Here is a 20491-nt window from a genome sequence, read left to right on the forward strand (position 1 = left end):
GCCGTGCCGGGGAGGGTGCCGTGCCGGGGAGGGTGCCGTGCCGGGGAGGGTGCCGTGCCGGGGAGGGTGCCGCGCGGGGAGGGGGTCCCCCTCGGTCAGGAGCCTTCCTCCGTCTGCTCGGCGAGGAAGCGCTCCAGTTCGTCGCCGAGTTGCTCGGCGGTCGGCAGCGAGCCGCCCATCTCGGCGAGCAGGCTGCGGCCGGCACCGGCCAGATAGGCGTCGTACTGCCGCTCGAGCGCCTCGACGACGCCGCGCACCTCGTCCGACCCGGCCACGGTCTCGTCCACCTGCGTGCGCACGTCCGCCGCGGCGCTCTCCAGTGCTCCGGTCGCGAAGGACAGGCCGGTGAGGCCGGCCAGACTGCCCAGCAGCGACATCGCGGCGGCGGGGTACTCCGCGTCGGCCAGGTAGTGCGGCACCGCGACCGCGAAGCCGGCCGCGTCGTGGCCGGCCTGGCCGAGCCGGTACTCCAGCAGGTGGCCGGCGCTCGCGGGCACCTGCACCGTGCCCACCCAGCGCTCGTGGCCCGCGACCAGCTCCGGCCGGGTGGCGTGCGCGATGATGCCCAGCGGGCGGGTGTGGGGGACCGCCATGGGGATGGCGTTCAGGCCGACGGTGGTGCTCACGCCGAGCTGGACGACCAGCTCACCGACGGCGGCCGTGAAGGCCTCCCAGCGGACGTCCGGCTCCGGACCGGCGAGCACCAGGAACGGCGTCCCCTCCGCGTCGTGGGCCAGGTGCACGGCCAACAGCGGATCGGCGTACCCCGTCCAGTGGTCCTCGTCGAAGGTCATCAGCGGACGACGCGCCCGGTAGTCCAGCAGCGCGTCGACGTCGAAGGTGGCGATCACCCGGGAGTCGTGGCTCTGCAGCAGGTGTGCCCGCGCCAGTCGCTTGGCGCTGCCCGCATCGACGAACCCGTCGAGCGCCTGCACCAGCACCGGGCCGTCGAGCCGGGGCAGGTCGGCCTCCACCTCGTACAGGTCGTGCGGGTCCTGCTGGTGCACGCCGTGCTCCTCTCGTCCTGCTGTCCAACGCCTCCCCGGAAGGGGGTGTTCCGCTCACGCGAGCGGGCGGCGGCCCGCGAAGCCGAGATCGGCCCGGTGATACCACGCCAGCAACGGGTCGCCCTCCAGCCAGCACAGCAGGACGGGTACGCCGTCCAGTTCCGTGGGAAAGTCCACCAGCAGCGGCGCCCATCCCTTGAGCTCCGCGCCCGTGGACTGGACCGTCGTCATCAGCTCGTCCAGCCGGGCCTCGGCCGCCTTCAGCTCGGGCAGGCCGCCGAGCAGCGACGCCCCGCCGGTACGGACGGCTGCCGCGAGCTCGGCCGCGTCGGCGCGCAGCACGACCAGCTCGTCGAGCACGGGCCGCAGCCGAGCCAGCTCCTCGCGTGCCTGCTCGACCGTGAACAGCCCCATGGCGCCGAAGGCTACGGGAGCTGCGCTCATGACGGTGATGTGACGCTGGTGTGACGGGAATCGCACCCGGCGCGCGGGCCGTTTGTCCGATTCTCCTGCACACTTGTAGGCACAAGCACGCGCCTGACCGACGCCGAGTCCCGCCCACGGTCACGCAAGGCGCACCACAAACCCGAGGGCGGGAACGGGGGACCCACATCTCCACGGGCCGCGACAGCGGCCCTCGGGGCGAAGCGCGCCACTGCCGTCCGGCAGGCCGCGCCGGGCACTCTCCGCCCGAGCCCGACAGCTCACCCCGCAGGCGTGCGAGAGGCCCACACCCATGTACTCCCCGCGTCATGCCCGTCCGTCCTGCCTGCCCGCCCGCGCCGCGGCCGGCACCACGCTGACCGCCGTCCTGCTCCCGCTCGTTCTCGCCGGCCCCGCCTTCGCGCAGGAGTCGGCCACCCCCACCGCCACCATCGGCTCCAGCCCCGAGCCGACGCCCTCCGCCGAACCGATGCGTGCGCAGACGACGATGCGCATCTCGGCCACCACCGTCGGCGACGACGGCCGCTCCTCGATCGGGGTCCGGCTGCTCGCCGACGACCGGGCCGTCCCCGACGCGCTGGTCGACGTCGAGGCGCGAACCGGCTCCACCTGGAGTTCCGTCGCGCAGCTGAGGACCAACGCCCAGGGCCTGGCCGTCGGGTCGCTGCCGTTCTCCGAGAGCACCCGTATCCGGGCCACCCACTCGGGCAGTGCCACGCGTACCAGCGGCACCAGCCCGGAGATCGTGGTGGTGCGCAAGCAGGTCACCGCGATGCGCATCTCGGCCACGCAGGCCGGCGCCGACGGCCGCTCGCGCATCGGTGTCCGGCTGCTCGCCGACGGCCGGGCGGTGCAGAACGGCTACATCCGGCTGGAGGCGGCCACCGGCTCGGGCTGGCAGTACATCGGCCGGCTGCTCAGCAACGCCGAGGGCCTCGGCCAGGGGTCGCTGCCGTTCGACCGCGACACCCGCATCCGGGCGACGTACGCCGGCAGCAGCACGCGTACGCCCGGCGCCAGCCCGGAGATCGTCGTGAAGGCGACCACGCTGGGCCGGCGAGCCGTGCAGATCGCGGCGGAGCAGCAGGGCAAGCCCTACCGCTACGGCTCGACCGGCCCGAGCAGCTTCGACTGCTCCGGTTTCACCACCTACATCTTCAAGACCCGCCTGGGCAAGAGCATCCCGCGCACCAGCGCGCAGCAGGAGGCGTCGATCCCGCGCGTCGCACAGTCCGCCAAGCGCCCCGGCGACCTGCTGTTCTTCCGCAGCGGCGGCCGGGTCAGCCACGTCGGCGTCTACGCCGGCAGCGGCCGGATGTGGGCCGCGCCGACCACCGGCGACCGGGTGAAGCTGCAGGCCATCTACTCCAGCAGCTACACGGTGGGCCGGGTCTCCTAGCCCGTCCGCCGCGGCGCGCCGTTGCACGACCCACAAGCTGCCCGCGTGGCCGGGCTGCGGGTCGCTCGGCGGCTACCGTGGCCGCCGTGACGGGGGCCCGCGCGACGAAGGCGCTGCAGGCGCTGGACGCCGCGCTGGGGGCCGTGCCGGGATCGCAGGAGCGGCCCGGCCAGCGCCGGATGGTCGAGGCCGTCGCCACCGCCCTGGGCTCCGGCGAGCACCTGCTCGTCCAGGCCGGTACGGGCACCGGCAAGTCGCTGGGCTACCTCGTCCCGGCCCTGGTCTCGGGCAAGCGCGTCGTGGTGGCCACGGCCACCAAGGCGCTGCAGGCGCAGCTGGTCGACAAGGACCTGCCGCGGCTGGTGCGGGCGCTCGCACCGGTGCTGAAGCGCACCCCGACCTACGCGCTCGCGAAGGGACGGGGCAACTACCTGTGCCTGCAGCAGGTGCACGGCGGACCGGGGGCCCGTGAGGACGAGCCCGACTCGTTGTTCGACGGCCCGGCGTCCTCGCTCGGCACGCAGGTCGTCCGGTTGCGCGACTGGGCCGGCGAGACGGAGAGCGGCGACCGCGACGAGGTGCCGTTCCCGGTGACCGACCGGGCCTGGCGGCAGGTGTCGGTCAGCGCCCGCGAGTGCCTGGGCAGTCGATGTCCCGACCGAGCCGACTGCTTCTCCGAGCAGGCCCGCGAGGTCGCGCGCGAGGCGGACGTGATCGTGGCCAACCACACCCTGCTCGCGCTGGACGTCTTCACCGGCGTGCAGGTGCTGCCCGAGCGCGATGCCGTCGTGCTCGACGAGGCGCACGAGTTCGTCAGCTCCGTCACCGAGGCCCTCTCCCACGAGCTGACGCTCGGCGACGTCCGGCGGGCCGTGGGTGCGGTGGGCGAGCTGGTGTCCGAGGCGACGGTGAGCCGGCTCGAGGACGCGCGCGACGGGCTGGAGGGGGTGCTGCAGCTGCTGGAGCCGGGCTGGGTGCGGGCGCTGGACCGGCACTCGCTCGACGTCCTCGGGCTGCTCGAGGCCGCCGCCACGGCGGCCTGCAGCGAGATCACCCGTGAGATGTCGTCCGGCGAGCTGGCCGGGAACGACGTCGAGCTGGCCCGGCGGGAACGGGCCCGTGGCGCCCTGACCGCGGTGGCCGAGGCGGCCCGGGAGATCGGCACCCCGTCGGTCTCCTCGGCGGTCTACGCGACGGCGGACGGCTCCACCACCCGGTTGCGGGTGTCGCCGCTGCGGGTCGGCGGCGCGCTCGGCAGCCGGTTGTTCGGCGAGACCACCGTGGTGGCGACGTCGGCGACGCTGACCCTGGGCGGGTCGTTCCGGCACGCCGCCGGGCAGCTCGGCCTGACCTGGCTGGCGGGCTCCCCGATGGGGGAGGGCGAGCCGCACGACGGTCGCGAGCAGGCCGCGGTGGACGAGGCGCTCGACGGTGCCGAGGACGACCCGCCGCCGCGCTGGAAGCACCTCGACGTCGGCAGCCCCTTCGACTACCGCCGGCAGTCGCAGCTGTGGGTCGCGCGGGAGCTGCCCGACCCCGGCCGGATGGGCGTGTCCTGGGCGCGTGAGGTCGACGCGCTGCTCGTCGAGCTGGTGCTGGCGGCCGGCGGCCGGACCCTCGGGCTGTTCAGCTCGACCGCCGCGGCGGTCCGGGCGGCGGCGGCCGTCCGCGAGGCGACCGACCTGCCGATCCTGCTCCAGGGCGAGGACTCGGCGGGGGCGCTGCAGCACGCCTTCGGCGCCGACGCCCGCAGCTGCCTGTTCGGCACCCGCTCGTTCTGGCAGGGCGTGGACACCCCCGGCAGCGCCTGCCAGCTCGTCGTGATCGACCGCATCCCGTTCGGGCATGTCGAGGACCCGCTGTCCAAGGCGCGGCTCGCGGCTGCAGCCGACGCCGGGCGCAACGGCTTTCTCGAGGTGACCCTGCCTCCGGCGGCGGTGCTGCTGGCGCAGGGCACCGGCCGGCTGATCCGGTCGACGCAGGACCGCGGCGTGGTGGCGGTGCTGGACCCACGGCTGGAGACCGCCGGCTACGCCGGGGTGCTGCTGGCCAGCCTGCCGCCGTTCTACCGGGCCCGGTCGAAGGAGGCGGTGCTCGCCTCGCTGCGGGCCATCGACGCGTCGGCGCCACCACTGACCCCCGTGGGCCCGCCGCCGTCCGAGCGCCGCCGGGCCCTCGCCGGCTGACGCCGGCCGGCTTGCGAGGATGCCGGGCATGGACCTGGTGACGGTGCTCGGCGACGCGGCCTCCCACCTGTCGGTGAGCCGTGCGGGCGGTGTCGTGACGCTGGCCTTCACCCGGCCCGACAAGCACAACGCCGTCTCGTACGCGATGTGGCGGGCCCTCGCCCGGTTGATGCCGGTGCTCGCGGCCGACGAGCGCTGCGACGTGGTCGTCGTACGCGGAACTCCGGGCGGGCCCTTCTCCAGTGGCGCCGACATCGGCGAGTTCTCCACCCTGCGCGCCGATCCGGAGGGCGCACAGGCCTACGGCGAGGCGGTCGAGGCGGGGGAGCAGGCGCTGATCGGCTTCCCGAAGCCGACGGTGGCGCTGATCGAGGGCTTCGCCATCGGCGGCGGGAGTCAGATCGCGCTGGCCTGCGACCTGCGGGTCTGCGAGACCGGTTCCCGCTTCGGGATTCCCCCGGCGAAGCTGGGCGTCGTCTATGCCCTCGGTTCCACGGCCCGGCTGGTGGAGACCGTCGGCGCCGCGTGGGCTCGCTGGATCCTGCTGACGGGCGACCTGCTCGACGCGCCCACCGCACTGCGCATCGGCCTGGTGCACGAGGTCGTGGAGCCCGGCGCCGTCGAGGACCGGGCGTACTCCCTCGCGCGGATCCTGGCCGCCCGGGCCCGGGTGTCCGCGATCGGCGGCAAGGCGCTGATCGCGCGTGCGGCGGCCGGCCGGCTGGCGGAGGACGACGACGTGCTCGCGCTCTACCGGCAGTCGTGGACCAGCGCGGAGTACGCCGAGGGAGTCGCGGCCTTCCTCGCCAAGCGGGCACCGGACTTCCCGGCGGCGCGGGGCGGCACGAGCTGAGCGGACTGCGGCGGTGCTCCGTCGGACGCGACGTCTAACGTCTGCGCGTCGACGGGACGGGGACGCGATGACGGCGCAGGTGCGCGCGCGAGGTCTGGTGAAGCGGTACGGCGAGGTGACCGCGCTCGACGGCCTGGACCTCGACGTCGAGGAGGGCACGGTCCTCGGCCTGCTCGGACCCAACGGCGCCGGCAAGACGACGGCTGTGCGCATCCTCACGACGTTGCTGGTGCCCGACGCCGGGACCGCGGAGGTGGCCGGCCTCGACGTGCTGCGCGAGCCGGCCCGGGTGCGGGGGGTCATCGGCCTGTCGGGGCAGTACGCCGCGGTCGACGAGTACCTCACCGGCTTCGAGAACCTCGACATGATCGGCCGCCTCTACCGGCTCGGTCGCAGCCGCTCGCGGGCGCGCGCCCGGGAGCTGCTCGAGCGGTTTCTGCTGACGGACGCCGCGGACCGTCCCGTAAAGGGCTACTCGGGTGGGATGCGCCGCCGGCTGGACCTGGCCGGCGCGCTGGTGGCCGCCCCGCCGGTGCTCTTCCTCGACGAGCCCACCACCGGGCTGGACCCGCGCAGCCGCAGCGACATGTGGGAGGTGATCCGCGAGCTGGTGCGCGGCGGGACCACGCTGCTGCTGACCACGCAGTACCTCGAGGAGGCCGACGTGCTCGCCGACGAGATCGTCGTCATCGACCACGGCCGGGCGATCGCGCAGGGGACCGCCGACGCCCTGAAGTCCCAGGTCGGCGGCGAGCGCATCGAGGTGGTGCTCGGCGCCACGGCGGAGCTGGAGCAGGCGCGCGGGGTGCTCGTCGCCGTCGCGACGGGCGAGGTCCTGGTCGACGAGCACACCCGGCGGCTCACCGCCGCGGTGAGCGGCGGCGGCAAGGTGCTGGTCGACGCGCTCGCCCGGCTCGACGCGTCCGGGATCGAGGTCCTCGACGTGGCGCTTCGCCGTCCCACCCTCGACGACGTCTTCCTGTCCCTCACCGGGCACGCCGCCGCGCCCGACGAGGCGCAGGGAGGTCAGCGATGAGCGCGTTCACCGCCGCGCTGGGTGACGGCGCCGTCGTCGCCCGGCGCAATCTGATCAAGGTCAAGCGGGTGCCCGAGCTGCTGGTGTTCACCACGCTCCAGCCGATCATGTTCATCCTGCTGTTCGCCTACGTCTTCGGCAGCGCCATCGACACCGGCGTGGTGGACTACCGCGAGTTCCTCATCGCCGGCATCTTCGCCCAGACGGTGATCTTCGGCGCCACCCTCACCGGCGCCGGCCTGGCCGACGACATCCAGAAGGGGATCGTCGACCGGTTCCGGTCCCTGCCGATGTCCCGCTCTGCGGTGCTGGTCGGCCGCACCACCAGCGACGTGCTGAACAACGTGCTCGTCATCACGGTGATGTCGCTGACCGGGCTGGTCGTCGGCTGGCGGATCCGCACCTCGTTCCTCGAGGCGCTCGGCGGCTTCCTGCTGTTGCTGCTGTTCGCCTACGCCATCTCCTGGATCATGGCCTGGGTCGGGCTGCTGGTGCCGTCGGTGGAGGTCGTCCAGAGTGCGTCGTTCATCGTGATCTTCCCGCTGACCTTCATCGCCAACACCTTCGTGCCCAGCGCCGGCCTGCCCGGCCCGCTGCGGGTCGTCGCCGAGTGGAACCCTGTCTCGGCGGTGACGCAGGCGGCCCGCGAGCTGTTCGGCAACCTCGGGCCGGGCGCACCTGAGCCGCAGGTGTGGTCGCTGCAGCACCCGGTGCTCTACACCCTGCTGTGGGTCGCGCTGATCCTGGCGGTCTTCGTGCCGCTGGCGGTGCGACAGTACGAGCGGGCCGCGTCCCGCTGACGCGCCCAGGCCCATGTCCCGGCCCCGGCCCCGGCCCCGGCCCCGGCCCCGGCCCCGGCTCGGCCCCGGCCCCGGTTCCGGCTCGGCGAGGAGCGGGGCTCAGCGACGGAACAGGTCCGGTGGCGGCCGCGGGACGCTCCGGGCGGTCGCGTCGGTGACCGGAGCAGCCCCGCCGGTGAAGTCGCGCAGATCGTTGCCGCTTACCAGCCGGGCGCGCCCTGCCGCGCGTGACACCGTGCGCGTCAGCTCGGCCTCCGGCAGCCGGGCCTGTGACCCGGCGAGCACCAGGTTGGCGAACCGCCGGCCGCGCAGCACCGACGGGTCGGCCAGCAGCAGCACGTGCTCGAACGCCGCCAACAGTGTCGCCACCTGCGCCCGGGCGAAGGCGAGCGGCCCGCCGTCGGCGACGTTGACGACGTAGACGCCACCGGGCCGCAGCAGCCGCTGCACCTGCTGCACCCACTCCGACGTCGTCACGTGCACCGGCACGAGCGAGCTCTCGAAGACGTCGGCGACGACGAGGTCGCTCTCGCCCTGGCGCAGCGTGGGCAGCTCGCGGCGCGCGTCGCCGATCCGCAACCGGAAACCGCGGGTGCCGAAGGACGTGCGCACCAGCTCGGCGAGCTGCTCGTCGACCTCCACGACCAGCTGCCGTGACCCGGGGCGGGTCGCGGCCACGTAGCGCGCGAGCGTGCAGCCGCCGCCGCCGAGGTGCACGGCGGTGAGTGGCCCGTCGGGCAGGCCGTCCACGACGTCGCCCATCAGCCGTACGTAGTCGAACTCGAGGTGCGTCGGGTCGGCGCGGTCGACGTAGGACTGGGCGACCCCGTCGACGCTGAGCAGCCAGCCGTCCTCTGCGTCGAGGTCCTGCAACAGCTCGGCCTCGCCGAAGCGCACGGGATACCGGCCCGGCACCGGGCCGCTCACGGCAGCAGCCGGCGCAGCGCGGGCCAGGCAGCGGCGAACGCGCTGTGCAGCGGCAGGTCCGCGACCTCGCCGACCGGCACCCACCGCAGCTCGAGGCTCTCCCGCTCCGGCACCACCGGCAGCCGGTCCGGGAGAGTTCCCACGAAGGTCGTGTAGCTCCAGGTGCCGTGGTCGGCGACGTGCTGGGCCCGCACGACCAGGGCGGTGAGATCCAGCCGGGTCTCCTCGACCGTCTCCCGGCGGGCCGCCTGCTCGGCGGTCTCCGCGCCGGCCCGGGCGCCGCCGGGGACGCCCCAGGTCCCGCCGTCGTGGCTCCAGGCTGCCCGGTGCTGCAGCAGGACGTACGGCCCGGGTGCGACAGCCAGCAAACCGGCCGCGCCGTACCGGCCCCAGTGCTGGTGGCCGAGCGAGCACTCGAGCCATCCGTCGCCGTCGGTCATGGCTCCTGCCTACCCGGCGCGCGGGCGGGCCGCGCGACCGGGGCAGGATGACCCGACGCCGAGGAGAGGAACGTCGATGACCAGTGCAGCTGCGACACCAGGACGAGAGGTACGCCTGGTGGCCCGGCCGCAGGGCGAGCCGCTGCCGGCCGACTTCGTGCTGGCCGAGGTCGAGGTGCGCGCGCCGGGGGAGGGTGAGGTGCTGGTCCGCAACCTGTTCCTGTCCGTCGACCCCTACATGCGCGGGCGGATGAACGACGCCAAGAGCTATGTCCCGCCCTTCGAGCTCGGGAAGGCGATGGACGGTGGCGCGGTCGGCGAGGTCATCGCCTCGCACGCCGACAGCCACGCCGTCGGCGACCTGGTGCTGCACGGCCTCGGCTGGCGCGACCTCGCCGTCGGCCCGGCCAAGGGCTTCAAGATCCTGCCGCGGGGGGACTTCTCGCCGTCGTACTACCTGGGGGTGCTCGGCATGCCGGGGCTCACGGCGTACGCGGGGCTCGTCGAGGTGGCGGGGTTCACCGAGGGGGAGACGGTCTTCGTCTCGGGCGCCGCGGGGGCGGTCGGCAGTCTGGTCGGGCAGCTGGCGAAGTCGCGCGGCGGCCGGGTGATCGGCAGTGCCGGCTCGGCGGAGAAGGTCGCCTGGCTGACCGGGGAGCTCGGCTTCGACGCGGCCTTCGACTACAAGGCGGCGCCGGTGGCTCAGCAGCTGCGGGCGGCGGCGCCGGACGGCATCGACGTCTACTTCGACAACGTCGGTGGGGAGCACCTGGAGGCGGCGATCGGTGCGCTGAAGGTGCACGGGCGGGCGGCGATCTGCGGGATGATCAGCGCCTACAACAGCACCGAGCCGCCCGCCGCACCCCGCAACCTCATGCAGGTCGTCGGCAAGCGGCTGAAGCTGCAGGGCTTCCTGGTCAGCGACCACGGGCACCTGCAGGCGGAGTTCGTCCGCGAGGTCGGTCCGCTGCTGGCCGACGGCCGGCTGACGGCGCAGGAGACGGTGGTCGAGGGGATCGACCAGGCGGTCGACGCCTTCCTCGGCCTGCTCTCCGGGCGCAACACCGGCAAGATGGTGGTCAAGCTCGGTTGAGTTCGACAGCAGGCCCGGGCGGGTGCGTCGCCTCAACCTCGTGGGCAACTGCCCCGCCGTATCGGTGGCTGCGGGACAACAGAGAGCTGGAGGGAGCAGGTCAGCTGTTGCCGCGGCCTCGGCCGTGGTCCTGGGCGGCAGCACCGTCGCCGGGTTGGTCCTGACCCGGCCCAGACGGGGTCGCCCCAGCGGCTCCCAGGTCTCACAGATCCCCGCCGTCGCGCCTGGCGACGGTGGCTGCTGGTCACGGACTCCGCGCGCGCTCCGGAGGTGGGTGTGCTGTCGAGGGGGGTGTACACGACAGGTCAAGATTCGGGAAATGTTGACCGGTGGTGTACAGCCGCTGCGCGGCACCTGTCGATGCGCGAGTCGCTGAGCCGCCACCCCGCCCCCAGCGAACGCCTCCGGCTCGGTCGCGCTGCCCCGGCCGGCTGCCCGCTCGATCTCGGTGCCAGCCCCGTTCATGGACCAGGCGCTGCTGGCACCGAGAACGCCGGGCAGCGTGTCGGGCGGGTGGATCTTGGCGCCATCGGGCCGCCCGGGGGAGGGTTGCTGTAGTACTAGTCCGCGTCCTTCCGTCGGCGCACCAGCCCCATGCCGGGCAGCCCGGCCACCATGGCGTGCAGGTCCTCCACCAGCGCCAGCAACGCATGCATCTCCGGGCCGACGCTCTGCAGCTGACGGGCCAGCGGCAGCAGGTCCTCGTCCACGGCCCCCAGCAGCTCGGGCAGCCGGTCGATCAGCAGGACGGCGGCCTCGACCTCCTTCGCGTCCAGCGTGTCCGCCAGCCGCTGCAGGACGGGCAGCAGTTCCACCAACGGGCCCTGCGCCTGACCGAGCAGGCCGCTGGCGTCGGTCACCAGGCCGCCGGCCCGGTCCAGGACGGTGCTGCTCCCGACCACTGCCTGGTCGACCCCGTCCAGAACCGCAGCAGTACGACCGACGGCCGCCTGCGCGCCGTCCAGGATGTCCCCGCTCCGGGCGACCGCGCCGCCGGCGCCGTCGAGCACGCCACCGGCGCGTCGTACCGCGTCGTCGGCACCGTCGAGCACCGACCCGCTGTGCCGCACGGCGGCCTCGGCGCCGTCGAGCAGCACGTCGATCCGCTGGGCGGAGGTGTGGGCGCTGTCGAGGACCGGTACCAGCCCCTCGACGAGCAGCGCGACCTGCGCGAGCAGCGGCAGCGCCGAGGCGACGGTGGCATCGGCGTCCGTCGCCGTCGCCTCGATCCGTGTCACGGCCACGTCGGCCCGGTCGAGCAGCACCTCGACCCGGTCGAGAGCGTGTTCGAGCCGGGGGACCAGCGCGATGGCGCCGGTCGCGGCCCGCCCCAGGGCCGCACCGGCGGCAGCCAGGTCCCGGGCGGCGTCCAGCAGGTCGGAGGGGCCGAACAGAGGCAGGCGCACGCCGTGACGCTAACCGAGGCCCCCCTCCCCGAAGCCCGGCAGCCACCGCTGCAGCACCGTGCGTACCGGGACGGTCGCCTCGAGCTGGCAGAGCACGCCGACCATGCCGAGCCACACCCGGTGGGTGAACAGGTGCTCGGCAGGCAGGTCCAGCTTCAGCGCCACGGCGAAGTCCGGGTTGCGCGGGTCGTTGACCCGGCCGAACTCGCTCCTCAGCCAGTCCCGGCTGAACCGGAACTGCTCGTGCCGCGCCGGCACCGAGAACGGCGCCATGTAGTCCACCAGCTTGTCCACCTCCACGTGGACGCCGGGCCGCACGAAGCCCTCCTCGCGCAGCCGGTGCAGCACCTCGTCACCGTCGTCGCCGAGCAGCGCCGCCAGCAGCCGGCCGAAGGTCGCCGGCATACCGCCGGGCAGCTCCAGCGAGGACCCGAAGTCAAGGACACCGAGGCGGCCGTCGGGCAGCCGCAGGAAGTTGCCCGGGTGCGGATCGGTGTGCAGCAACCCGGCCCGCTCGGGCCCCGACACCAGGAAGCGTTGGTAGAGCGCGGCGACGTGGTCGCGCTCGCCCTGGTCGCCGCTGCGCGCGACCGCCGAGAGCGGCGCGCCGTCGAGCCAGTCCATGACGAGCACCCGGGGAGTGGCGCGCAGGACCGTCGGCACGCACAGCTCCGGGTCGTCGGCGAAGGCCAACGCGAAGCGGGTCTGCGTACGACCCTCGTGTTCGTAGTCCAGCTCCTCGACGAGCCGGTCGCGCAGCTCGCGCATCAGGGGAGGCAGCACCAGCCCGCGGGCCACCAGAGCGGCCGCCCGGGAGACCAGCGAGAGGGAACGGACATCGGCGGCCAGCGCCTCCCGCACGCCGGGGTACTGCACCTTCACGGCAACGTCCCGGCCGTCGGCCCACACCGCCCGGTGGACCTGTCCGATCGAGGCGGCTGCGACAGCGGCCTGGTCGAAACCGCTGAACAGCGAGCGCCACTGCGGTCCCAGCTCGCCGCGCAGGACCGGCTCCACCTCGCGGAAGGGCAGCGCGGCGTTGCGGTCCTGCAGGGCGCCGAGCGTCTCGCGCCAGGTCGCCTCGGGGTCCTGGGGAAACAGCGCCTCCACCGTGGACAGCAGCTGCCCCGCCTTGAGCGCGCCGCCCTTGAGGTCGCCGAGGACCCGGGCGGTACGGGCGGCGTTGCGCTCCCGCAGCCCGGCAGCCACGGCCGCGGGGTCCTGGCCGGCGGCCCGTCGTACGACGCCCTCGACGGCCAGCCCGGCGGCGCCGGCCGGAAGGGACAGCAGGCTGGTCGTGCGCCGCAGCCGGGAGATGGGCAGAGCGGTCACGGGAGCATCCGTGCCCGCGGGACGGTCAGGTCAGACGGCGCAGGAGTCGCCGTCGCAGCCCGGACCCGCGGCGCCGGTGGTGACCAGCTGCACCGGGCGGCTCTCCTCCCACGCCTTGTCGAGCAGGGCGCGCAGGACGTCGGCGGGTTGGGCGCCGGAGACGCCGTAGGTCCGGTCGACGACGAAGAACGGGACCCCGCTGATGCCGAAGCGCTGCGCGTCGCGCTCGTCGGCGCGCACCTCGTCGGCGTAGCGGCCGTCGGCCAGCACGGCCCGTGCCTCGTCGGCGTCCAGCCCGGCCTCGGCGACCAGGCGGACCAGCGTCTCCGCGTCGCCGATCGGCTCGCCCTCGGTGAAGGTGGCGAGCAGCAGGCGCTCCTTGACCGCGTCCTGCAGACCGCGCTCGGCGGCCAGGTGCAGCAGCCGGTGCGCGTCGAAGGTGTTGCCGACCCGGGCGCGGTCGAAGCGGAAGTCCAGCCCCTCCTGGGCGGCGTTGGCCGTCATCGTGTCGATCATCTCCTGGCCGTGCTCGACGGAGCAGCCGTACTTCGCGGCCAGCATCTCCGCGTAGTCGCCGACCCGCTCGGGCGGAGCCTGGCCGTCCAACTCGAAGGCGCGCCAGACGACCTCCACCTCGTCCCGGTGGGGGAAGGCGGCCAGCGCCTGCTCGAAGCGGCGCTTGCCGATGTAGCACCAGGGACAGACGACGTCGGACCAGATCTCGACTCTCATGCTTGTGCCAACAAGCAGCGCTGGACGGAGATTCCAGCGCGGCACGAGCAGGTCGATCCGGTCGGGGGAGCCCGGGCGGCCCGCTGTCAGACCGGCAGCGGCCGGTCCAGGATCTGCTCGGTCAGCTCCCACAGCCGGGCGGCGACCGCGGGATCGCGCCCGGTGCGGTAGACGTCGAGCAGCTCCGGCCGGCCGCGGACCTGCCCGAGGGCGGCGGGCCCGACGAAGGCGCCACTGGGGGTGCTGTGGTCCAGCGCCCGCAGCGTCGGCAGCGCACCGGCGGCGGCGGACTGGAGCGCGACCTTCATCGCGACCTTGGCGGCAGGTACGAGAACACCCAGCCGCCGCTCGCGCAGCTGGCGGGTGAACAGCTCGGTGTCGCTGACCCCCGGATGACAGGCGACGGCGCTGACCGGGGAGCCGGCAGCGCCGGCCCGGCGGTGCAGCTCCTGCGCGAACAGCAGGTTGGCCTGTTTGGTGTTGCTGTAGACCTGTTGACCGACGTACGGCGAGGGCGCCACGAGCTGTTGGGTCGTTGTCGTCGCGGACAACCGGCCGGCCCGGGCGGCGATGCTGGAGACCAGCACCACCCGGCCGCCGGCGGTGTGCAGCAACGGCCACAGGGCGCTGACCAGTGCCGCGTGGCCCAGGTGGTTGATGCCCATCTGCCGCTCGTGGCCCTGTGCCGTGAGCCCGAGCGGGCCGCCCATGATCCCGGCGTTGCAGACCAGCGCGGACAGGCTCTCGTGCTCGGCAGCGAGGGCCTTCGCGAACGCCTCGACGGAGCTGAGGTCGGCCAGGTCGAGCTCGAGCACGCTGGCCGTGCCCGGTCCGGTGAAGCTCGCCCGCGCCTGCTCGCCCCGGTCGGCGTCGCGCACGGCCAGCACCACGGAGCCGCCGCGGGCGACGAGGTCGCGGGCCACCTCGCGGCCGAGGCCGCTGTTGGCGCCGGTGACGACGAAGGTGCGGCCGGTCTGCTGGGCCAGCTGTCGGGGGTGCCAGGTCATGGATCAGACAGTACGGCGCGGTCGGATCGGACCGCGTCCAGCACCAGCGAGCCGCGTCCAGGACCGGTCGGTGTTACCCTCCTGTCGCGACCTCACCCGTCGACGGCGAGCACCAGCGGGAGCACCGGGCCGCTCCCGGCCTCCCGCAGCACCCGCGTCGCCTCGGTGAGCGTCCAGCCGCTGTCGGTCCGGTCGTCGACGAGCAGCACCGGCCCGGGCGGCAGGTCCAGCCCCGTGGGCACCGCGAACGCTCCGCGGACCGCCCGCAGCCGCTGTGCGCTGTTCGCGTGGCCGGCGCCGGTCGGTGTGTCGCGGACGCGGTCGAGGGTGCCGAGCAGCGGCAGCCGACCGATGGCGGCGACCCGGGCCGCGAGGCTCGCCACCAGCAGCGGCCGTGACCGCGACGGCACCGCCACCACGCCGGTCGGCCGGGTCTGCCAGCCCCACCCTTTCAGCACCTCGACGACGGCTCCGACGATGTCGTCCGGCACCTCGGTGTCGGGTGCCGAGAAGACCACGCGTAGCCGGCCGCCCCAGCCGACGTCGGACAGCCGGCCGAGCGCGCGCCCGCTCTCGGCCTGCTGCCCGGCCGGGATCCGGCCCTTCACCTCGGTCAGTCCCGTCGGCCACATCCGGCGCGGCTCGAGCTCGACACCGGGCCGGCCGAGCGCGGCCTGCGCGGCGGACAACGACTCCGGCGACACCTGCGCCGGCAGCGCCCGGCCGGTGCAGCGGTCGCACCGCCCGCAGGGGGCGGCGGTGCCGTCGAGCACCTCCGGGTCGTCCAGCTGCCGGCGCAGGAAGAGCATCCGGCAGTCGGGCGTCGAGGCGTAGTCGCGCATCGCCTGCTGCTCGGCCGCGCGGTCCGCGGCGACCCGCGCGTAGCGGTCGGCGTCGTAGGTCCACGCCCGGCCGGTCGAGATCCAGCCTCCGCTGACGCGCTGCACCGCACCGTCGACGTCGAGGACCTTGAGCATCGTCTCGAGCCGGGTACGCCGCAGGTCGACGTGCGCCTCGAGGGCCGGCGTGGACGTCGGCCGGTCGCCGAGCGCGCCGAGCACCTGCCGGACCTGCTCCTCGGACGGGAAGCCGAGCGAGGCGAAGTAGCGCCAGATGGCCTCGTCCTCCGCGCCGGGCAGCAGCACCACCTCGGCGCGCCGGACGCCGCGGCCGGCCCGGCCGACCTGCTGGTAATAGGCGATCGGTGACTGCGGCGCGCCGAGGTGCACGACGAACCCGAGATCGGGCTTGTCGAAGCCCATCCCGAGGGCGCTGGTGGCGACCAGGACCTTTACCCGGTTGGCCAGCAGGTCGTCCTCGGCGGTCCGCCGCTCGGCGTCGTCGGTGCGGCCGGAGTAGGCCGATGCCGCGATGCCGCGGCCGCGCAGGAAGGAGGCCAGCTCGTCGGTGGCGGCGACCGTGAGGGTGTAGACGATCCCGCTGCCCGGCAGGTCGGCGAGATGGTCGGCCAGCCAGGCCCAGCGGTGCGCGGCGCCCGGCAGCGACAGCACCGACAGGTGCAGCGACTCGCGATCGAGCGCGCCCCGCAGCACGACGGTCCCGCCGCCGCTCCCGGTCGCCAGCTGCTCGGCGACGTCGGTGACGACGCGCGCGTTGGCCGTCGCCGTCGTCGCCAGCACCGGTGTGCCGGCCGGCAGCTCCGCCAGCAGCGTGCGGATGCGGCGGTAGTCGGGCCGGAAGTCGTGCCCCCAGTCTGAGATGCAGTGCGCCTCGTCGACGACGAGCAGTCCTGCGGTGGCCGCGAGCCGGGGAAGCACCGCGTCGCGGAAGCCGGGGTTGTTCAGCCGCTCCGGGCTGACCAGCAGGACGTCGATCTCGCCCCGCGCGACAGCGTCGTACACCGTCGCCCAGTCCTCGACGTTGCTGGAGTTGACCGTGACCGCGCGGATACCGGCCCGCTGCGCGGCCGCGATCTGGTTGCGCATCAGCGCGAGCAACGGGCTGACGATGACCGTCGGTCCCGCGCCGGAGGCCCGCAGCAGCGCGGTGGCGACGAAGTACACCGCCGACTTGCCCCAGCCGGTGCGCTGCACGACCAATGCCCGGCGGTGGCCGGACACCAGTGCCTCGATCGCCGTCCACTGGTCCTCGCGCAGGACGGCCGACGCGCCGGCGAGGGCGCGAAGGTGCCGCTCGGCGGCGTTCCGGGTGCTCACCCCGCGACCCTGCCACGCCGCACCGACACGCCCGGTTCCGTAGCACCCGTCCACGGCCGGCGGCCGCATCAGCGAGGATGGTGGGGTACCGCGCCCGGAGCAGGGCGCACAGGCGCGCCCGTGCGGCGCTCCGCGACACCGGAAGCGAGCATCATGAGCGAGTGGGGCCGGGTGGCCGAGGACGGCACCGTGTTCGTCGCAACGACCGAGGGCGAGCGTGAGGTCGGGTCCTGGCAGGCGGGAACGCCGGAGGAGGGGCTGGCGCACTTCGCCCGGCGCTTCGAGGTGCTCTCCACCGAGGTGGCGCTGCTCGAGCAGCGGCTGCGCACCGGGGCAGGCGACCCGCAGCAGGTCGCTCAGAGCGCCGAGCGGCTCAAGGGCACGATCCCGACCGCCGCCGCGGTCGGCGACCTGGCGGCTCTCGAGCGACGCGTCGACGCGCTGCTGGAGAAGACCGCCGACGCGGTCGAGGCGGGTAAGGCCAAGAAGGCCGAGGCCCGGGCCCGCGCCGCCGAGGTCAAGGCCGCCCTGGCCGAGGAGGCGGAGACGCTCGCCGGCAGCTCGGAGTGGAAGTCCGCCGGGGAGCGGTTGCGCACGCTCGGAGACGACTGGAAGCGCCTGCCCCACCTCGAGCGCAAGGCCGACGACGAGCTCTGGCAGCGCGTCGCCGCCGCGCGCAAGCGCTTCGCCGAGCGCCGCACCACGCACTTCGCGGCGCTCGAGCAGCAGCGCGGGGTCTCGCAGGAGCGCAAGGAGAAGCTGATCCAGGCGGCCGAGGCGCTCTCGGGCTCCACCGAGTGGGGACCCACGGCGGCCCGCTACAAGCAGCTGATGAGCGACTGGAAGGCCGCAGGCCGGGCGCCGCGTGAGGTCGAGGACGAGCTGTGGAGGCGCTTCAAGGCTGCCCAGGACACCTTCTTCACCGCGCGCAACGCCCACTTCTCCGTCCAGGACGAGGAGCTGCGCGGCAACCAGAAGGTCAAGGAGGAGATCCTGGCCGAGGCCGAGACGATCGACCCCTCGCAGGGTCTGGACAAGGCCAAGGCCCGGCTGCGCACTCTGCAGGACCGCTGGGAGGCGGCCGGCAAGGTCCCGCGCGACGTGCTGCGCTCCCTCGAGGATCGCATGGGCGCGGTCGAGGAGAAGATCCGCGGCGCGGGGGAGCAGCGGTTCCGCGCGTCCGACGAGTCGCCGTTCGCCGTCAGGCTGCGTGAGAAAGTCGTCGAGCTCGAGGGCAAGCTGGACAAGGCCCGTGCCGCCGGCCGGCCGACCGAGGAGCTCGAGGCGGCGTTGGTGACCCAGAAGCAGTGGCTGTCCCAGGCCGGTGGCTCGGTCGCCGGCTCCGCCCCGGAGCCGTCGGCCGGAACGCCCACCGCCCGGCGGAAGAAGTCGACCACCGCCTGGGTGCGTGCGGACTAGGAATGAGCACGACACCGTTCATGCCGCGGGACGAGGCGTTGCGGCTTGCGGCCGTCCGTCGCTACGACGTCCTCGACACCCCGCCCGACGGCGCCTTCGACCGGATTGCGGCCGTCGCGGCGCACCTGTTCGACGTCCCGATCGCCATCGTCAGCGTCGTCGACACCGATCGGATCTGGTTCAAGAGCCACCACGGCCTCGACGCCACGCAGGTGGCGCGTGAGCCGGGGCTGTGCGCGTCGGCCATCCTGGGGTCGGAGCCGTGGATCGTCACCGACGCGGTGTCCGACCCGCGCACGCTCGTCAACAGCCTGGTCAGCGGTGCAGTCGGGCTGCGCTTCTACGCCGGTGTGCCGCTCACGACGTCCGACGGCTACAACCTCGGCACGCTCTGCGTCATCGACCGGTTGCCCAGGCAGGTCACCGACGCCGAGACCGAGATGCTCCAGCATCTCGCGGCCACGGTGATGGACGAACTCGAGCTGCGCCTGAGCGCCCGGCAGGCGGTCGGCGCCGCCGAGCGCCGGCTGCACGACGTCGAGCAACTGGCCGCCGCGCTGCAGGCCAGCCTCCTGCCGCCGTCCCTGCCTCGCGTGCCTTTCCTCGAACTGGGCGCCCGCTACCAGCCCGCCCACCGCTTCGAGGTCGGCGGCGACTTCTACGACGTCTTCCCGGTGGACGACCGCGCCTGGGGGTTTGTCATCGGGGACGTCTGCGGCAAGGGTCCGCAGGCCGCCGGGCGCACCAGCTGCGCGCGGTACAGCCTGCGCGGCGCCGCCGTGCACGAGTCCGGGGCAAGCTCAGTCCTGGACGCCGTGAACCAGGCCCTGCTCGCCGAGTGCGGCGGCGCGGTGGAGCCGGCGTTCGTGACGGCGCTCTACGCGCGCGCACAGCCGGTCCGGGACGGCGTCGAGATCGCCTTCGCCAGCGCGGGCCATCCCCTGCCGACACTGCTGCGCGCCGACGGCACCGTCGAGGAGGTCGGCCGCCCGGGAGCACTGCTCGGCGTGCTGCCGGCGGTCGATGCGCCGGACTGCAGCGTGTGGCTGTCCGCGGGCGACACGATGCTGCTCGTCACCGATGGGGTGCACGACTCCGGGCGTAGCCGCGGGCTGCAGCAGGAAGGTGTCGAGCAGGTGCTGCGCGGCTGCCGCGGACTGACGGCCGACGCGGTCGTCGAGCGGGTGCACCGGGCCGCGGCCGTGGCGCAGCGCGACGACATTGCGCTGCTCGCGCTGCGCGTGCCGCCGGCTTAGCCGCCCGTCGCCGGCCGGTGCCGCCGACTACCCCTGGACGACGACGTTCGTACGCAGGAAGTCGACGGTGCGGGACCAGGCCAGGGCGGCGTCGTCGGGGGAGTAGGTGCCGAGCCGGTCGGTGTCGTTGTGGAAGGCGTGTCCGGCGTCGTAGAAGTGGAACTCCACGTCGGCGCCCGACTCCTCGCGGATCTGGGTCTCCTGCGCGCGGGCGTCGCCGGCCGGGTAGAAGTCGTCCCGCAGGCCGTAGTGCCCCTGCACCGCCGCCGTGAGGCCGGTGAAGGTGGCCGGGACCGCCGGTCCCACGCCGTAGAAGGGGACGGCGGCGCTGACCTTCTCCCCCTGCTGCGCGGCCAGCAGCAGCACGAAGCCGCCGCCCATGCAGAACCCGACGGCACCGACGGTGCTGCTCGTGACGGCCTCGTGGCCGAGCAGGAAGTCGACCGCACCGGCGAGCTCGCCGGCGGCCTGTTCGACCGGCAGGGTCGTCATCAGCTCGCCAGCCTCGTCGGCATCGTGGGTGGTCCGGCCGCCGTACAGGTCGGGTGCCAGCGCCACGAAACCTTCGGCTGCCAGCCGGTCCGCCACGTCCGCGATGTGGTCGGTCAGGCCCCACCACTCCTGGATCACCACGACGCCGGGGCCGGAGCTGGCCTCGGGCAGCACGAGGTAGCCGTGCGCCTGACCGGTACCGCTGGGGAAGGTGGTGTTCTGGCGGGACGCGTTCTCGGGCACGGCGGCGCCTTTCGGAGCGGGAGCGGTTGCTGGCGAATCTAGACCGGCTCCGGCTCCGGCTCCCCGGCCGGTACGACCTCGGGCGTCGGCTCGAGCGGCGGGGGCGGCAGGACGTCCGGCTCCTGCAGCGGCCCCGGATCGTCGGGGACCGGCGTGTCCGGGTCGAGCGGCGGTACGGCGTCGGGCTGGGGAGCGCCGGGTGTCGGCTCCAACGGGCGGGCGGCGTGGACTACTGGCTGCAT

General features: G+C 74.1%; 19 protein-coding genes. 8 read left to right on the plus strand and 11 right to left on the minus strand.

Annotated features, from left to right (window positions below; genetic code table 11):
- Window positions 1–95: 95 nt before the first annotated feature.
- Together WD794_07205 and WD794_07210 are read right to left on the minus strand one after the other, a co-directional pair.
- Window positions 96–1007, minus strand: coding sequence for a PAC2 family protein (locus tag WD794_07205; GenBank protein ID MEX2290094.1), 912 nt, complete (start codon window positions 1005–1007; stop codon window positions 96–98).
- Between the two features lie 54 nt (window positions 1008–1061).
- Window positions 1062–1451, minus strand: a complete 390-nt coding sequence (locus WD794_07210) for a DUF2203 domain-containing protein (GenBank protein MEX2290095.1) — start codon at window positions 1449–1451, stop codon at window positions 1062–1064.
- Window positions 1452–1743: 292 nt separating this feature from the next.
- Between WD794_07210 and WD794_07215 the strand changes: the two genes are divergently transcribed.
- The 5 genes from WD794_07215 to WD794_07235 all read left to right on the plus strand — a co-directional run bounded on the left by WD794_07215 (window position 1744) and on the right by WD794_07235 (window position 7725).
- On the plus strand, window positions 1744–2850 hold the full coding sequence (locus WD794_07215; GenBank protein ID MEX2290096.1) for a C40 family peptidase: 1107 nt from the start codon (window positions 1744–1746) through the stop codon (window positions 2848–2850).
- Between the two features lie 86 nt (window positions 2851–2936).
- The gene (locus WD794_07220) at window positions 2937–5036 is read left to right on the plus strand and encodes an ATP-dependent DNA helicase (GenBank protein ID MEX2290097.1); all 2100 of its coding nucleotides are present in this window, start codon (window positions 2937–2939) and stop codon (window positions 5034–5036) included.
- A gap of 28 nt (window positions 5037–5064) precedes the next feature.
- Window positions 5065–5889 carry an enoyl-CoA hydratase-related protein gene (locus tag WD794_07225; GenBank protein ID MEX2290098.1) on the plus strand — a complete coding sequence of 275 codons (825 nt, stop codon included), beginning with the start codon at window positions 5065–5067 and terminating at the stop codon, window positions 5887–5889.
- A 67-nt stretch (window positions 5890–5956) separates the two neighbouring features.
- A complete protein-coding gene (locus tag WD794_07230; protein ID MEX2290099.1) occupies window positions 5957–6925 on the plus strand; it encodes an ATP-binding cassette domain-containing protein in 969 nt (322 codons plus the stop codon).
- Window positions 6922–7725, plus strand: coding sequence for an ABC transporter permease (locus tag WD794_07235; GenBank protein MEX2290100.1), 804 nt, complete (start codon window positions 6922–6924; stop codon window positions 7723–7725). Before WD794_07230 ends, WD794_07235 begins: the two co-directional genes overlap by 4 nt.
- A 99-nt stretch (window positions 7726–7824) precedes the next feature.
- Here WD794_07235 and WD794_07240 read toward each other — a convergent pair whose 3' ends face one another.
- Both WD794_07240 and WD794_07245 read right to left on the minus strand, forming a co-directional pair.
- Window positions 7825–8652, minus strand: a complete 828-nt coding sequence (locus tag WD794_07240; GenBank protein ID MEX2290101.1) for a fused MFS/spermidine synthase — start codon at window positions 8650–8652, stop codon at window positions 7825–7827.
- Window positions 8649–9092, minus strand: coding sequence for an NUDIX domain-containing protein (locus tag WD794_07245; GenBank protein ID MEX2290102.1), 444 nt, complete (start codon window positions 9090–9092; stop codon window positions 8649–8651). Before WD794_07245 ends, WD794_07240 begins: the two co-directional genes overlap by 4 nt.
- 76 nt (window positions 9093–9168) lie before the next feature.
- On the opposite strand from WD794_07245, the gene WD794_07250 reads away from it, so the two are divergent.
- A complete protein-coding gene (locus WD794_07250) occupies window positions 9169–10185 on the plus strand; it encodes an NADP-dependent oxidoreductase (protein ID MEX2290103.1) in 1017 nt (338 codons plus the stop codon).
- 560 nt (window positions 10186–10745) lie between these two features.
- Here the strand turns inward: WD794_07250 and WD794_07255 are convergent.
- From WD794_07255 to WD794_07275, 5 genes are all read right to left on the minus strand, one after another.
- Window positions 10746–11591 (minus strand): hypothetical protein, encoded by an 846-nt coding sequence (locus WD794_07255; GenBank protein MEX2290104.1) that lies wholly within the window; start codon window positions 11589–11591, stop codon window positions 10746–10748.
- Window positions 11592–11600: 9 nt separating this feature from the next.
- Window positions 11601–12923, minus strand: coding sequence for an AarF/ABC1/UbiB kinase family protein (locus tag WD794_07260; protein ID MEX2290105.1), 1323 nt, complete (start codon window positions 12921–12923; stop codon window positions 11601–11603).
- Between the two features lie 30 nt (window positions 12924–12953).
- Complete coding sequence (locus tag WD794_07265) at window positions 12954–13655, minus strand: DsbA family oxidoreductase (GenBank protein MEX2290106.1); 702 nt, start codon at window positions 13653–13655, stop codon at window positions 12954–12956.
- 86 nt (window positions 13656–13741) lie between these two features.
- On the minus strand, window positions 13742–14662 hold the full coding sequence (locus WD794_07270) for an SDR family NAD(P)-dependent oxidoreductase (protein MEX2290107.1): 921 nt from the start codon (window positions 14660–14662) through the stop codon (window positions 13742–13744).
- 92 nt (window positions 14663–14754) lie between these two features.
- On the minus strand, window positions 14755–16839 hold the full coding sequence (locus WD794_07275; GenBank protein ID MEX2290108.1) for a RecQ family ATP-dependent DNA helicase: 2085 nt from the start codon (window positions 16837–16839) through the stop codon (window positions 14755–14757).
- 153 nt (window positions 16840–16992) lie between these two features.
- Between WD794_07275 and WD794_07280 the strand changes: the two genes are divergently transcribed.
- Together WD794_07280 and WD794_07285 are read left to right on the plus strand one after the other, a co-directional pair.
- On the plus strand, window positions 16993–18258 hold the full coding sequence (locus WD794_07280) for a DUF349 domain-containing protein (protein MEX2290109.1): 1266 nt from the start codon (window positions 16993–16995) through the stop codon (window positions 18256–18258).
- Window positions 18259–18260: 2 nt separating this feature from the next.
- Window positions 18261–19514 (plus strand): GAF domain-containing SpoIIE family protein phosphatase, encoded by a 1254-nt coding sequence (locus WD794_07285; protein MEX2290110.1) that lies wholly within the window; start codon window positions 18261–18263, stop codon window positions 19512–19514.
- A gap of 27 nt (window positions 19515–19541) precedes the next feature.
- Here the strand turns inward: WD794_07285 and WD794_07290 are convergent, their stop codons facing one another.
- Together WD794_07290 and WD794_07295 are read right to left on the minus strand one after the other, a co-directional pair.
- Window positions 19542–20249 (minus strand): dienelactone hydrolase family protein, encoded by a 708-nt coding sequence (locus tag WD794_07290; GenBank protein ID MEX2290111.1) that lies wholly within the window; start codon window positions 20247–20249, stop codon window positions 19542–19544.
- A gap of 38 nt (window positions 20250–20287) precedes the next feature.
- The gene (locus WD794_07295; protein ID MEX2290112.1) at window positions 20288–20491 is read right to left on the minus strand and encodes a hypothetical protein; all 204 of its coding nucleotides are present in this window, start codon (window positions 20489–20491) and stop codon (window positions 20288–20290) included.

Source organism: Mycobacteriales bacterium (assembly GCA_040902655.1).
Lineage (GTDB): Bacteria > Actinomycetota > Actinomycetes > Mycobacteriales > SCTD01 > SCTD01.